We start from the raw sequence: 15,729 nt of genomic DNA on the forward strand, positions 1-15,729 counted from the left end.
AGTCTGTCGAGCTCAAATAGTGCTGTCTGCCCCACTTTTATCAAATAAATAGCCAATAAAAACACTCAACCTGAATGCGGCCTCGCTGCTACCAGTACGTAGCGAGACCATAAAACAGGTTATTGAATTAAAATCAGGGACAATCAGGCGCTAGCTTCAAACGCCTGCCCCCCTCTGCTTACAGAAATATTCCGGCCATATAACCCGTCGTTGTGTAATGGACCTGCGTTCATCAAGGGCAGCTCGACGGTATGTAAACCACTGCCAATCTCCCTGATTACAAGTAATCGATAGAGACTGCTTGGTGGACAGCTGGCACACCGAAACTCCAGTAATTCAGCCAGCATTTTTCCAATCTGGCGGCTTTCTGGACTGCCATCTTCCCGACCAATAAGAACCAGATCCGGCGTATCCGTTTGTATAAGTTCAAGCAGTTGTTCTGCGATTTCCATCGTGCCCGGTGCCATATCACTGGCAATTCTAATGCTCCGATCAAAGCCCCGTATCAGCATAGGTTCTATACAGTGAGTAGCTCCGTCCTGGCCCATAACGGCGAGCGTAACTTCATTGGCAGCGTCCTTTCGCTTTAATTTAAGCCCCTCTTCAATCACTTCATTCAAAGGGTTTGTTCTATTTGGCATTACATCCGAAGGCTGGCTCAGGATCTGTGAATGCCATTCTGGCTGGGTAGCAACAGGCGGTAGTACTACTAGGATTTTCATCGCGACTCCCGGATCAACGGCATACTTATATGCACAATCATCGATCCTGATAAGGCAATAGAGAGAAAGGAAAAAATACCGGCCCGAAGGCCGGCTAAAAGAGCGTCAAACATTCCACAACGAACTTATATCTAAGGGCTTAGATCTAAGGAATCAGTCCAACTCTTTCGCTTTCTGACGCAATACAAACTTCTGAATTTTACCGGTCGATGTCTTAGGCAGATCGCCCAGCACAACTTTTTTAGGGGCTTTGAAATTAGCCATATTTTCACGGCAAAAGTCGATAATCTCCTGCTCGCTCACGGTCTCTCCAGGGGCTGGCGTGATAAAAGCACAAGGGGTTTCACCCCACTTTTCATCCGGACGAGCGACTACTGCCGCATCCTGAATTTTCGGATGGCGATAAAGCACATCTTCAACTTCGATACTGGAAATATTTTCTCCGCCTGAAATGATCACATCCTTAGAGCGGTCTTTAATCTCGATATAACCATCTTCATGCCAGACCGCCAGATCACCCGAGTGGAACCAGCCGCCTTTGAAGGCTTCATCGGTGGTCGACGGATTTTTCAGGTAACCTTTCATAACCAGATTGCCACGCATAAAGATCTCACCAATGGTCGTGCCATCCTGCGGTACCGGCTCCAAAGAATCAGGATCAGCAACCATCAGACCATCCAGCATCGGCGCTCTGACGCCCTGGCGGGACTTCAATCGTGCTTTCTGCGCTTCATCGTACTGATCCCAATCGTCATGCCATGCGCAAACAACTGACGGACCATAGGTTTCTGTCAGACCATAAACATGGGTCACTTTGAAACCCAACTCTTCCATCCCCTGAATCACTGACGCCGGCGGCGCAGCGCCAGCAGTCATCACTTTCACTTCATGATCGATGCCCGTTTTCAGTTCTTCAGGGGCACTGTTCATCATATTCAGAACAATCGGGGCACCGCAGAAATGATTAACCTTATGCTCTTTAATTGCACCGAAAATCTGGTCCGCACGTACATGCCGTAAACTAACACTGGTACCTGCAGCTGCTGCGATAGCCCATGGGAAGCACCAGCCATTACAATGAAACATAGGCAAGGTCCAGAGATAGACCGGGTGTTCGCCCATATTCCAGGAAACGATATTGCTGACCGCATTCAGATAAGCACCGCGGTGATGATAAACCACGCCTTTCGGGTCGCCAGTGGTGCCAGACGTGTAATTAAGAGTTATCGCATCCCACTCATCGGCAGGCATAACACCGGTGAAACTCTCATCCCCTTCGGCCAGAAAATCCTCATAGGTAAGATCCCCGATCAGCTCACCCTCATCGTAATAAGGATCATCTATATCGATCACCAGGATCTTCTTACCTATCATCTTCAGCGCGCGGGATACGGCCGTTGAAAACTCCCGCTCCGTAATCAGTACTTTTGTTTCGGCATGTTGCAGTACAAAGGCAATAGCTTCAGCATCGAGCCGGGTATTGATCGAGTTCAATACCGCACCACTCATAGGTACACCGAAATGGGCTTCAAAATGCTCGGATAAATTTGGCGCTATGATCGAAACAGTATCACCGACGCCAACGCCCCGGGCCTGCAACGCGCTGGCCAGCTTACAACAACGTTGATAGGTTTCACGCCAGTTACGGCGAATCTGGCCATGGATAGTCGCGATACGATTGGGATAGACTTTAGCGGTGCGTTCCAGAAAGCTCAGCGGCGTCAACGCCGTAAAGTTTGCCTGCGTCTGGTCCAGCGACTGGTTATAGATATTATGCGATTGAGACATGTTCGTTTCCTGTTGCGGTCATCAGCATATTTCTGCAAACAGATATTCAGATCTAAGCATGCGCAAAGTCTGCGGTCTGATGAGACAACTTCCCGTCTGGTAAGTTATCGGCAGCTGATTCCCAACCACGCTTCAGGCATGGCATTGTTATTATTTTTATAAGCAGAGCAGATTTCCCCTCCCTGTCTTGTACCCCTAGTAGAAAACAAGAGTTTTACGGGAGTTTTGCTGAATTCCTACAAAATGTAACAATGCCTAAACAGGCCTTACATTTTGTATAGAATAAAGACTGGGAAGGCACATTTTCCCCAACTACAAATAATGCGTTATCCACAAGCCAGCGGTACCGATATGCTATTCAAATCGAAACTGATGCAACGTTTCATTGTTACCATCCTGATTGTTTTTTCGGTGACCTTTACCGCCATCTATTTCTACTCTGTGCCACTGATCAAAGAGAAGGTTTTTGAGATCGAAAGAACCTCCAGCCGAATCGCCCTGGACAGTGTGTTCTCGCTGGCCAGCAAAATGTATTTCGATACGGAAAAATACCGCAGCCAGGCATTAGCATCACGCAAACAACACCTGAGAACTGTTGTCAGCCTGACAGAATCTTATTTGCAAAGCGTATTTGACCAGGTTACCCGGGGTGAATTGAGCCTGGAAGAAGCCCGCAAACAGGCCTTTGAAAGAATCCGCAACCTGAAGTACGGCAGCGACGACTACATATGGATATCCGACTATAACTCTATCATATTGTCACATCCTGACCCGCGGTATCACGGTACCGATGCTTCCAGACTGGTAAACAGCGATGGTGAGGCCGCGATTCCCGAAATGGTTAACCTGGCCGTAGAACAAGGCGAAGGTTTCTATCACTACAAATGGAATCGCCTGAGAGAAGACCGGCCCCAGGATAAAGTGTCTTTTATTAAAAACTATCCACAATGGGGCTTTGTCGTCGGTAGCGGAGTCTATCTCGATGACCTGAAACAAGACGTACTTAAGATCCGCGAAGAGGCTCTGCAAGAGCTACGGGAAGGTATGAAAGAGATCAAAATAGCCTCAACCGGCTACCTGTTTATCTTCGATGCCAGTATCAATATGCTGATTCACCCGAACCCCAATATCGATGGCACCAACTTCCTTGACCTGACCAATCCGGTCACCGGGCAATCAATCGCTCAGGAGCTGATCCGGGTTGCCAATACAGGCAAAGAACTCTATTACAAATGGGACCGCCCCGATGATCCCGGCAATTATAACTATGAGAAACTGTCTCTGGTACGTTATCTGCCCGGCTTCGATTGGTATATCGGTTCATCGGTGTATGTTGATGAACTAAAGAGCAGTTCCGAACTGCTGTCAGAACGTATTCTGACTATAGCCGCTATCGCAATGGTCATCGCGGTTGCCCTGATGTTCCTGTTTGCGCAATGGGTTACCCGTCCAATTCAGCAACTGGCCGATACCGCAGTCAGGATCAGCAGCGGCGAGTTAAACGCTAAAAGCGGGATCAACCGCGACGATGAGGTTGGCTTACTGGCACGCACTTTCGATGAGATGGTTGATCGTCTCGGCGACTATATCCAAAATCTGGATTCAAAAGTCGAACGGCGCACCCAGGCGCTGGCAGAGAAAAATGAACAGTTACTGGATGCGTCTGCCTCAGTACTCAGCGCTCAGGAGGAACTGACTCAGGTTGAAGAACGACAGCGATTAATTCTCGATGCCCTGCCTGCTCAGATCGCTTATCTGGACGGTGAACTGAACTACCTCTTTGTCAATCAGGGTTATGCCGAGATGTTCAACCAGGACAAACAGAACATAATTGGCCAGCCCGCGGCCAGAATCATTGGCAATGAACTCTATGCGGATATGGCCCGACAGATAAATGCGGCCCTCAAAGGGGCCGACTCAGTGCAGGAATACAGAATCACTATCGACGGCAAGGATGTCATAACCAAGCGCACTCTTATCCCCTGTTATGATAGCTCCGGTACAGTTAATGGTCTGTTGACTCTGGCCTTTGATATTACCGCTGAGAAAGAAGCAGAACGCCAGTTGACCGAAGCTCAGCGCATGAATGCCGTCGGTCAGATGGCTGGAGGACTGGCCCATGACTTTAATAATCTGCTAACGATTATTCTGGGTAATCTTGATGCTGCCAGCGAACATGTGCAACACGGCGATCTGACTAAGTACCTTACCCCTGCCATTCGGGCAACCCGCAGAGGAGCCGATATCACCAGTCGCCTGCTGTCGTTTTCACGACGCCAGCCTCTATCACCCAGCCTGGTCGATCTGAACCACCTGATAATGGATGCCATTAAGCTGATCAGCAGCTCAATGCCTAACTGTATCAATATCAGCCACCAGCAACACCGGTTAACAAGTCTGCCATTCGTCGATCCTGGCCGTCTGGAAGATGCCCTGGTCAACCTTGCCTTTAATGCCAGAGATGCCATGCCCGAGGGAGGAGAACTGGGGTTCAATGTCACCGAGCGGGAGGTATCAGAAACCCTCATTCTGGATGAGCCGGTAATACCCGGACACTATGTTGAGATCCAGGTATCCGATAGTGGCTCAGGCTTTTCCGATGAAACCCTGACCCAGGCTTTTGAGCCCTTCTTCACTACTAAAACAGGTGGTGCCGGTTCCGGTCTGGGGCTGAGTATGGTGTACGGTTTTGTCAAACAATCTAAAGGCTATATCAGCATCCATAGTGAGCAAAACCAGGGCTCAACCATATGTCTGTTATTACCCGCTAAACCGGTGGAACCAACCATAACCGAAATGCCAGAAATGACGTCTCAAAGCGCTGACGCGAGCTTTAAAGGTAAACTCATCTTACTGGTTGAAGACAACCCCGATGTCCGTGATGTGGTGCGGCAACAGTTACTCGGTATAGGTTTCGACGTGGTCGACGCCGCCAGCGCCGATGAAGCAGTCAACTTAATTCCCCTGTTACCCGATCTTTATGCTTTGGTATCCGATATTATGTTGCCAGGCAGTATGAATGGTATAGAGCTGGGACAGTGGCTAAGATCCCGCGCGGCTGACAGTAAGATCGTTCTTATCAGTGGTTATTCATACCAGCAATCGTCTGCCAGTTCGATTGATCCACCTTTTACATTACTGGAAAAACCCTTTGCCAGCGCAGACCTTAAAAAGGTACTGCAACAGCTGTAGCACATGAATACAGCCGATAGTCCATAACAGGAGACACCGTTGAACAACAATAAGACTATCTATGTTATCGATGATGAACGGGATATCTGCGATCTGGTTGCCAATGAACTCGAATTGTTTGGTTATTCAGTTCGCTCGTTCAACACCGGCACCCAGGCCAGCCATGCCATAAAAAATCAGCCACCGGCATTGTGTATTATCGATCTGGGGCTACCCGATATGGACGGTATGGATCTGGTCAAACAGTTGTGTGAAGAAAACAGTGTCGGGGTATTAATTCTCTCCGGCCGTAGCAGCGTGCCTGATAAGGTTCTGGGTCTGGAACTTGGTGCCGACGACTACATCGTCAAGCCATTTATTCCACGGGAGCTGGTCGCCCGGGTCAATAGTCTGCTGCGTCGGCTGGACAAAAAAGAACCGAATAACGATCAGCAGAAGAAACGCCACGCCCACTTTGCCGACTGGACTTATGATTCAGCTACCTTGTCACTGATTCATAAAGAAAAAGGTACCATCGAGCTGAGTTCGGCAGAAAGCGAACTGCTTCTGATGCTGCTCAAAGCGCCTAAAACCATTCTTTCCAGAGATCAGCTATTAGGCGAAAGAGCATCGCCGTTTGATCGTAGTATTGATGTCAGAATGTCACGGGTCAGAAAAAAGATCGAAGCCGATCCGAAAAATCCAGAAATTATTAAAACCATCTATGGCGTCGGCTACATTCTCACTGCGGATGTTAGCTGGAGCTAAAATCCAGCTAATAAAAAGCTCGGTATCACCGGGCTTTTTATTTAAACTGCGGCCATATATCGTAGCCTGCTTTGTGCCATTATCGAACCGGCATAATTACAACCGTTTTACTTTTCCTCAAATGACCCCTTAAAGCTCAGATCGGGTAAATTGACTCGCCCGATCATAATCAACACAATACCGCAGGTGAAAAAGAAAAAGGTTGATGCCAGATAGCTGGCTGAAAATATATCCTCCATACCATATTCCCGTGATCTGATGATCAGCATTACCAGGCAGAGCACCGAAATAACTTCACTGACAATACCCATTACCAGAGATGTTTTTTGTAGGAAGCCTTTTTTCTTCATGTAAATCACAATACGCTTTGACAGATAGGAGAGGCGATCATATCACTTAAAGGAAAGCTGAGTTTGACATGCATCAATTGATTTAGGTCGCATCCAGACCTTGTAGCAACACAGAGCTGTCTGAATCAAGTGGAACGATGCCAGGTAAAACACGAGAGTATAAGGTTTTCTGTTTAAGCAACGGGATTGTGTCGGTAAACGATCCAGAATAAATCGACTAGCATAAAGCCAAAAAAAATATCCAGTTACTCATAGCCAGGCCCTGTACAGTGCCATACAAGCTGAAGTCTCATACAAACCAGTTAACTCTGCGGTTGTTCTACCCTCTGACCAATTCGTCAAAGCAAGCAAAGTCATAACAAACGCCCCGCTACTTAGTGCCGCAGATAATTATTCAGCCGACCAGCCAACGCTCTTACCGATAACCTCTTCCAGCATCGCAATCTCCCGTGCCAGCTCCCGTGACAGGTTGATCATTAAGAGACCAAAGTCTGCCGGAAAATCCTGATGCAGATCGAAAAACTGAACGCTGCTGACCTGCAACACCAGACTATCTTCATAACCAATCTCAGTACCGCTGTTGGCAATCATGCCAATCATCGTATCAAAGCCGATCTGCTCGCCAGCCCGGAAATGACGGGTCAGGACATCTTTGCCTTTACAGTGTTTATAAAAGGCGATATTTCCCTGCAATACGATAGCGAATCCGGTCACCGGCATATCATAACTGCTGAGGACCTCCCCCTTATGCAGTGACTTCACCGTCCCCCTTGAAATCAGATCGATGATAGCAGCATCCGATATTGCACCAAATGTTGCCAGCTCCCTCAGGTATCGCAGGGTCAGATCCGCTATAACCTGCTCAGGTTGTAGAGTGTTCATCTCAGCATCCCCTTTATCAGTAGAGAATGTCTACAAGTATATACAAGGGATACCCGGCACACGCCGACGGCCTGCAGATACAGACCGTTGTTCGTCCACTATTGCATCAGATATTCAGCACTCGGTGATACTGGTGCATTTAGCTAATGAATTGACCTTGTGCGAGACACTACCTCAGATCCTGTAAACAGCTCTCAGCCACGCTGCATTATTTTTTTTAATGCAATTGCAAAGTTAATAATATTTTAACAATGCAGCGAGTTCTCATAACCTGAATGGGCAATCTGAAGAGACCGCTATGTTTGCTATCTATCAATCATTTCTGAAGCCGTCTGTTTATTCAGCCGGGTACTCAGATGAACACGACACAACGTCATAGAAATACCAGCGGTGTCATCACAGTAAACAGCGTAATCCAACCAATCAGATACGTTGCTGAACAGATTCCTGAGGCGCCCACCGCTTTCATCGGCTTACCGGGCGCTTAGCAAACAGGGCCAAAGCGGCCTTTGCAATAACAACAACAGTTCTTGCTGAAACTGCACTGACGCTGACTAAACCGTCTGATGCTAACTACTGGAGAGAATAAGAATGGCAATACGCACAGGTGAAAAAATAGAAATAGATACGCTGATTATCGGCGCCGGTCAGGCTGGGGTGGCCATGAGCGAGCATCTGAGTAAGCTCGGCGTTCCCCACCTGGTACTTGAGCGCAACCGTATCGCTGAACGCTGGCGCACAGAACGTTGGGATTCTCTGGTAGCCAACGGCCCGGCCTGGCACGACCGTTTCCCGGGACTGGAATTTGAAGGAGCAGACCCTGAATCCTTTATCCCTAAAGAGCAGGTTGCGGACTATTTCGTAGCCTATGCAGAGAAATTCAACGCGCCTATTCGTACCGGCGTGGAAGTAAAGAAGGTTGAACGTAATTCTGACCGCCCGGGCTTTACTATTGAAACCTCTGAAGGCCTGATCGAAGCCAACCGTGTGGTTGCCGCTACCGGTCCTTTCCAGCGGCCCGTAATCCCACCGATTGCGCCACAGAGTGAAGGGATCACGCAGATCCACTCTGCAGAATACCGTAACCCTGCACAGCTGCCTGAGGGCGGTGTACTGGTCGTAGGTGCAGGTTCTTCCGGAGTACAGATCGCGGATGAACTACAGCGTTCAGGTAGACAGGTACATCTATCTGTTGGCGCACATGATCGTCCGCCTCGCTCCTATCGTAACCGTGACTTTGTCTGGTGGCTGGGCGTTCTGGGCGAGTGGGATGCCGAGGCTATGAAGCCAGGCACCGAGCACGTAACTATTGCCGTAACCGGTGCCCATGGCGGTAATGGTACGGTTGACTTCCGCGGGCTTGCTCATCAGGGCATCACCCTGGTTGGCCTGACCGAATCATTCAATAACGGAACAGTAAACTTCAAATCAAATCTGGTAGAAAACGTTAACCGGGGCGATAAGAACTATCTGGATCTTCTGGATGCTGCTGACGCCTACATTGAACGTAACGGCCTGGATCTGCCAGAAGAGCCGGAAGCGCGGAACATGCTTGCAGATCCGGAATGTATGACTAATCCGGTGCTTGAACTGAATCTGGCCGAGGCAGGCATCACTTCAATCATCTGGGCGACCGGTTTTTCGGTTGATTACAGCTGGCTGAATGTCGACGCCTTCGACGAAAACGGCAAGCCTGCGCATCAGCGCGGTGTATCAACTGAGCCAGGGGTTTATTTCGTAGGCCTGCCATGGCTGTCGCGTCGTGGATCTACCTTCATCTGGGGTGTATGGCACGATGCAAAACATATTGCAGACCATATCGCTACTCAGCGTAAATACAGTGCTTACCGTGATCCTTCACAGCTGTAAACAATAACCCAGCTAAACCTGAGGGTAGGCCGACTGGCGCTACCCTTTTTTACCTTTAAGAATTTAGTTTATTTGGAGTAAGCAGATGCCGACTCATACTCGAATCCGTATGTTTAACACTAAAGAGACCTATCCGAATCAAACCCTGGATAACGATCTTTGTCAGGCGGTGCGGGCTGGGAACACCGTCTATGTCCGGGGGCAGGTTGGCACCGATTTCGACGGCAACCTGGTAGGTCTGGGTGACCCTGGCGCACAGACTGAACAGGCCATGAAGAATGTAAAGCAGTTGCTGGAAGAAGCCGGTTCTGACATGAGCCATGTGGTTAAAACGACAACCTACATTACTGATCCCCGTTTCCGCGAAGCAGTTTATAAAGAGACCGGTAAATGGTTCAAAGGCGTGTTCCCGATTTCAACCGGTCTGGTAGTGCAGGCCCTGGCCCAACCGGAATGGCTGATGGAGATCGATATCATCGCCGTAATCCCTGATAACCAAGAGCCGGATAACCAGGAGACGTAAGCTATGACATTTTCAGTTGCAGGCGTTTGCCCTGATACCGGCATGGTCGGTTGTGCTATCACCTCTTCCAGTATCTGCGTCGCCAGCCGGTGCGCCTTCACCCGCAGTGGTACCGGCGTTGCCCTGACGCAAAATATCACTAACCCGGATCTTGGACCACTGGCGCTGGATCTGATGAGTGAAGGGCTGAACCCCACAGCAATAATGGCGGCACTGGCCGAGGCCGACAGTAATGTACAGTGGCGTCAGCTCGGCGTACTCAATAAGACCGGTGAAGGCGCTACCTTCAGTGGTACAGAAGCGTTGGGATTGTACGCCACTGCAGAAGGTAAAAATTGTATCGCGATGGGTAACCTGCTGGACAATACCGATGTTCCACAGGCGATGATCGACAGTTTTGAAAACAGCAGCGGTCACCTTGCCGAGCGTTTACTCAACGCCCTGGAATCAGGCCTTGCCGCGGGTGGCGAACTGGGACCGATTCAATCGGCAGGTTTGCAGGTTTGTGCTGAACCCAACTGGCCGGTGGTTGACCTGCGGGTCGACTGGCATATTGAGCCGATCAGTGAGCTGCGCATGGTCTGGCGCAATTACCAGCCCCAGATGGACGCTTATATCACCCGTGCCAAAGACCCTGCTAATGCAGAATCTTATGGCGTTCCGGGCGACGAATAACACAACAGATCAGATCCCGTAAAAGCAAAGACCCGCGCGAATGACGCGGGTTTTTTTGCCCTTTTTATGTCGTAATGGCACTCTCGGAGTAATCACGGAAAAAGTACTATCCGAACTGTGCACTAATCGGGTATCACCAACAGAGAGTCTTCTTTAGCATGAGCCAAGCGAACCAGGAGGAAACCGGATACCATGCCTGGAACCCCGGTATCAGTACTGAACTACCCTCCGCCCTGCTTAAGCTGGAAACTCTTTATCGGCCGCCATATACCTCAACCGGGTTTGATGAACTGCAGGAACTGACCCGGCTGACCGGCATTAAGCAGGAACGGCTGGTCGCTTTCACCCCTGAACGTCTGGTACTGCACGAACTGATTATCCGGATCACCGCTGATATCCTGGTCGAGGAAGGACCAGAGGAAGAGATGCTGGGGCAGCGCTTTCGCCAGATCGCTCATCAGATACTGGCACAATATATTGCCCCCTCCCTGCACGAGCTGGAAGACTGTTTTAATACCCTGCAGCAGGAAGTGGAACAACAGGTATGGGATATCCTGCAACAAACCCTGTTTCAATCGGTACCGAACATGCCCGTCCAACCGCAGGGCTTCTTTGCACGCTGGCGCCGGCAACCAGGCCAGCCCCGACTATCCATAGAAGAACAACAATACCGGATCATCAAGCAGTTCAAAGATCAGGGCCTGCAGAGCAATCGCCCCTACGATAAAGCGCTCTACAAGAGCCTGTATGTCATTCTCAGCGCAATGGCAACAACCAGCGGCCGCATAATCCGTGATCCGGAACTGCTTACAACGCTGATCAGCCGCCAGATGTGCAACGATTACGGCAGCCGGCTAATCGGCCAGATGCTAGACCCGATCATCCGCCGGGCAATCAGTCAGGAAGGCTATAAAACGGTTCTGCCTACCGAGAAACCCTTGCTGATTAGCCTGAAAGGGGCTTCGGCATCCGGCAAGAGCACCCTGCGCCCGCTGTTACGTGAAGTGATCCGGCAACAAGGTATTGAGTCGGAAAGCTTTGGCACTATCAGCCCGGATATATGGCGGCGTCTGCTACTGGATTACGATGCCCTGGACCAGCATTATAAATATGCAGGGCGTCTCACCAGCAATGAAGTCAACATTATCGACCGAAAACTGGACCAGTACATCAGGGCCAAAGCCCAGCGCGACCGCTCTATCCCTCACCTGATCGTGGACCGCTTCCGGTTTGACAGTTTCACCACCAAACAGATCGCCGCAGTGCTGCACGACACTTACGCCCGCTACGTTGACACTATGCATATGTACTTCATTATCACACCGCCTGAAGCCACCGTAGAGCGGGGCTGGCAAAGGGGGCTGGAACGAGGTCGCTATAAGTCGGTAGAAGACTTTCTCGGTCACAGCGTCGAAGCCTACAGCGGTATGCCAAAACTATTTTTCAAATGGCTTGCCTACGATAAACCGGTGTTCAAATTCAGCTTTATGGACAACAGCGTTGCCAAAGGAGAATCACCGCTGACAGTAGCCTGGGGCTCTCAGCGGGAACTCAATATCATCGATCCAATGGCACTGATCAATATCGAACGCTATCAAAAGATCAATATCTACGCAGACTGTGAAGCTGAGGTTTACCCCCAGGGCAATCTGTTGGAGGTCAGTAACAATTGTGGCTTCCTGCAACAGTGCATCACCCGATTACCCAGAGTTAACTTTCTTACTTCTGTCGATTCAAAGCCCTACCTGATCATAGAAGGAAATCAGAAGCGTATTTTGAATACTTCCCAACTGAATGCGCTGCGCGATAGCGCTGAACTCGATAGCCTGTTCAGCATACTGCTGAATAACTGACCCCTGCCCCTCTACTTTAATTGACTCGCCCCCTTTCTCCTTTATTAACTCACACCTCTCTGCATAGGTTTTTCTGATCTATTCGAAAAATTAATAATATTTTAATGATAAAGAGATTAGTCATATCCTGCTCTGACAGATGAAATATTGATTTCGATCAATATTTACCCCTCCACTGAACAGGGTGATTCACGGCTCACCCCGATCGGCTCTCATGTAATCGTCTGTACAGGATAGTAGTCACAAGCACGGCCATGGATGGCACTCTCCGCCCAGCTATTTTAGCCCGCAGCGGAAATGAATTTAGCACTGCATTTTTTAGTTAACGGAGCAAACATGGCCCAGCCACTCACGCTAGAAATACTCGCTGACCTGATCGGTTTCGATACCACCAGCTGTAACTCCAATCTGGCGCTGATGGCTTATGTGCAGCGTTTTCTGGAACAGCAAGGCGTGAACAGTGAGCTGGTTTATGACGGTCAGGAAAGCAAAGCCAACCTGTACGCAACTATCGGACCGGCAAACAAAGCAGGTGTAATGCTCTCGGGTCATACCGACACAGTGCCGGTTACCGGTCAGAACTGGACCACAGAGCCTTATCAGCTAAGCGAACAGGACGGCCGCTACTATGGCCGCGGCACCAGCGACATGAAGGGCTTTATCGCGGTGGTTCTGGCCGCTGTACCCGAGATGTTGAAACAGCCACTGCACACCCCTATCCATCTGGCGTTCTCTTATGATGAAGAGATAGGTTGCGTCGGCGTAAGACGCCTCATCGATACCATGCAGAATCATCCAATGAAGCCAGCGTTCTGCATTATTGGTGAACCTACCTCAATGCAGGTGGTTACCGCCCATAAGGGTAAGCTCGCGGCAAAAGTCACTGTGACTGGCAAAGAGTGCCATTCAGGCATGGCGCCATTAGGCGTAAATGCGATTAACTATGCAGCCCGCATGATCATCTGGCTGGAACAGCTGGCACAGAATAAAGAAGACTTTGGCCCCTTTGAAGAGGGCTACGATATCCCGCACAGTACCGTACATACCGGTACAGTGAAAGGTGGTACAGCACTAAACATCGTACCTAACCGTTGTGAGTTCCTGTTTGAGATCCGCAATATCGCCGCAGAAGATCCCCGTGTCCTGCTCGCCCTGTTACAAACTTACGCTGATGAGCTGGTCCACGAAATGCAGCAGATCGATGCCGGCTGCAATATCAGCATCGAGATCACCACTGAATACCCCGGCCTCAGCACTGCAGAAGATGCTGAGGTCGTTGCCTTCGTAAAGAAACTGGCTCAGTCCACTGCCAACGCCAACATCAACTTCGGCACCGAAGGAGGTCTGTTCAGTAATGTTCTGGGCATTCCAACCGTTGTTTGCGGTCCCGGCAGCATGGATCAGGGACACAAGCCGGACGAATTCATCCACATTTATCAACTACAACAGTGCGAAGCCTTTATGGCGCGCTTGATCGATGAGCTAAGCGCTTAAAAATCCTAAGGAGGATAAGTAACAACAACAACAACAACAACAACTTACCCGGGCCATCTAATATGGCTCATACTTAACACTAACCTGATAACAAAAATATAAGAACTCTATTTCAGGAGCGAAAAATGTCTGACAACTCCACATATGCCACCAGCGCCGACGTCAGCGCTGAAAAAAGCCAGAAATCGGGCTTCAGCAGAGTACTGGGCCTCGGTTCACTGCTAGCTGTCGCGGTTGGCTTGGTAGTTTCCCAGGGTGTAATGGTTCTCATGCTGCAAGGCGCTGGTATCGCTGGTCTGGGTTTCATTATCCCGCTGGTAATCGGCTATATCCTTGCACTGACCTATATCTACTCTTTCTCTGAACTGTCCCTGATGATTCCCCGTGCAGGTAGTCTCAGTAGCTATACCGAGGTTGCCCTGGGTCACTTCCCGGCTATTCTGGCGGTATTCTCAGGTTACGTTGTCGTAGCGATGTTTGCGCTATCAGCAGAACTCTTACTGGTCGATTTCATTATCGAAAAGATCTATCCGGGAGCCTTCCCACAATATGCGGTAGGTTTTGGTCTGCTGGGTATCTTCACGGTACTTAACCTGATGGGCATCGACCTGTTCGCCAAGCTGCAGTCGGCACTGGCCTTCATCATGGTTGTGGTACTGTTAGTCTTGGGCCTGAGCGCTGTTGGTGGTGTAGCAAACCCGCACCCTGAAGGTATCGATCTGACGGGCACCTGGAATCCGCTTGGCGCTGAGGTAATCACCTTGGTTGCTCTGGCAATCTGGGGTTACGTTGGTGCTGAGTTCGTCTGTCCTCTGGTAGAAGAATCAAAAGATCCGAACCGTAACATTCCAAGATCCATGCTTATCGGCGTCACAGTCATCTTTGTTACTATCGCGGTTTACTGCTTAGGCGCGCTGCTATATATCCCAGCCGATGATCTGGCTGGCTCTGCCCTGCCGCATTATGACTTTGCTAAAGCAGTATTCGGTGATATCGGGCTGAGCTTCCTGGCGGTTGCCGCAGTCACTGCGACTTGTAGTACGGTTAACACCTCTCTGGCAGCTATTCCTCGTATGCTCTACGGTATGGCACAAAACGGTCAGGCATTCCCACAATTGAAGAAACTGACCAAGAACAAAACCCCTTGGGTTGCGGTATTGTTTGTTGCTGCGATCACCGGCCTGCCAATGCTGATCATGCGTGACAATCCGGATGCCATCGGTCTGTTGCTAATCTCTGCCGCTATCGCCTGGTTGCTGGCCTATATCATTACGCATGTAAATGTTATCGCCCTGCGCAGACGCTACCCGGACATCAAGCGCCCTTACAAGACACCGTTCTATCCTCTGCCACAGATCATTGGTATCGCAGGCATGATCTATGCCGTGATCTACGCCTCTCCGGCGCCTGAGCTAAGCAATCAGATATTCACTGCTACTGGTGTGGTTCTGGCTGTGGTCTCTGTGATCGGCGTATTCTGGGTCAAAGTTGTGATGAAGAAAGATCTGTTTAAACCAGAGCCAATTGAAAAAGCCCTGGAAGCGGAATAACAACCTCTAACCACACTCAAGTAAATCCCGACTCAGTGCTGACCTCTTGTCAGGTCAGCACTGAGTAAAAAGGGCGGTAAGTAT

General features: G+C 49.7%; 12 protein-coding genes. 8 read left to right on the plus strand and 4 right to left on the minus strand.

The window, feature by feature from the left end:
• Positions 1-143 precede the first annotated feature (143 nt).
• Both ACQUQM_RS12210 and ACQUQM_RS12215 read right to left on the minus strand, forming a co-directional pair.
• Positions 144-722: a hypothetical protein gene (locus ACQUQM_RS12210; RefSeq protein ID WP_432470142.1), complete on the minus strand. Its 579-nt coding sequence runs from the start codon at positions 720-722 to the stop codon at positions 144-146.
• A gap of 153 nt (positions 723-875) precedes the next feature.
• Positions 876-2,510, minus strand: coding sequence for an acyl-CoA synthetase (locus ACQUQM_RS12215; RefSeq protein WP_432470143.1), 1,635 nt, complete (start codon positions 2,508-2,510; stop codon positions 876-878).
• 321 nt (positions 2,511-2,831) lie between these two features.
• Here ACQUQM_RS12215 and ACQUQM_RS12220 point away from each other — a divergent pair, with 321 nt between their 5' ends.
• Positions 2,832-5,702, plus strand: a complete 2,871-nt coding sequence (locus ACQUQM_RS12220; protein ID WP_432470144.1) for a cache domain-containing protein — start codon at positions 2,832-2,834, stop codon at positions 5,700-5,702.
• 39 nt (positions 5,703-5,741) lie between these two features.
• Positions 5,742-6,449, plus strand: a complete 708-nt coding sequence (locus ACQUQM_RS12225) for a response regulator transcription factor (protein ID WP_432470145.1) — start codon at positions 5,742-5,744, stop codon at positions 6,447-6,449.
• 107 nt (positions 6,450-6,556) lie between these two features.
• On the opposite strand, the gene ACQUQM_RS12230 is transcribed toward ACQUQM_RS12225, so the two are convergent.
• Both ACQUQM_RS12230 and ACQUQM_RS12235 read right to left on the minus strand, forming a co-directional pair.
• Complete coding sequence (locus tag ACQUQM_RS12230) at positions 6,557-6,799, minus strand: hypothetical protein (protein ID WP_432470146.1); 243 nt, start codon at positions 6,797-6,799, stop codon at positions 6,557-6,559.
• Positions 6,800-7,189: 390 nt separating this feature from the next.
• Positions 7,190-7,681: a cyclic nucleotide-binding domain-containing protein gene (locus tag ACQUQM_RS12235; protein WP_432470147.1), complete on the minus strand. Its 492-nt coding sequence runs from the start codon at positions 7,679-7,681 to the stop codon at positions 7,190-7,192.
• 591 nt (positions 7,682-8,272) lie between these two features.
• On the opposite strand from ACQUQM_RS12235, the gene ACQUQM_RS12240 reads away from it, so the two are divergent.
• The 6 genes from ACQUQM_RS12240 to ACQUQM_RS12265 all read left to right on the plus strand — a co-directional run bounded on the left by ACQUQM_RS12240 (position 8,273) and on the right by ACQUQM_RS12265 (position 15,645).
• Complete coding sequence (locus ACQUQM_RS12240) at positions 8,273-9,550, plus strand: flavin-containing monooxygenase (protein ID WP_432470148.1); 1,278 nt, start codon at positions 8,273-8,275, stop codon at positions 9,548-9,550.
• An 85-nt stretch (positions 9,551-9,635) separates the two neighbouring features.
• Positions 9,636-10,073 carry a RidA family protein gene (locus ACQUQM_RS12245; RefSeq protein WP_432470149.1) on the plus strand — a complete coding sequence of 146 codons (438 nt, stop codon included), beginning with the start codon at positions 9,636-9,638 and terminating at the stop codon, positions 10,071-10,073.
• Positions 10,074-10,076: 3 nt separating this feature from the next.
• Positions 10,077-10,748 carry a DUF1028 domain-containing protein gene (locus tag ACQUQM_RS12250; RefSeq protein ID WP_432470150.1) on the plus strand — a complete coding sequence of 224 codons (672 nt, stop codon included), beginning with the start codon at positions 10,077-10,079 and terminating at the stop codon, positions 10,746-10,748.
• Between the two features lie 158 nt (positions 10,749-10,906).
• Positions 10,907-12,601, plus strand: coding sequence for a hypothetical protein (locus ACQUQM_RS12255; protein WP_432470151.1), 1,695 nt, complete (start codon positions 10,907-10,909; stop codon positions 12,599-12,601).
• A gap of 336 nt (positions 12,602-12,937) precedes the next feature.
• Complete coding sequence (gene argE / locus ACQUQM_RS12260; protein WP_432470152.1) at positions 12,938-14,095, plus strand: acetylornithine deacetylase; 1,158 nt, start codon at positions 12,938-12,940, stop codon at positions 14,093-14,095.
• A 125-nt stretch (positions 14,096-14,220) separates the two neighbouring features.
• A complete protein-coding gene (locus tag ACQUQM_RS12265) occupies positions 14,221-15,645 on the plus strand; it encodes an APC family permease (protein ID WP_432470153.1) in 1,425 nt (474 codons plus the stop codon).
• Positions 15,646-15,729: the final 84 nt, after the last annotated feature.

This window comes from Amphritea sp. HPY (genome assembly GCF_050870985.1).
Classification (GTDB): Bacteria; Pseudomonadota; Gammaproteobacteria; order Pseudomonadales; family Balneatricaceae; genus Amphritea.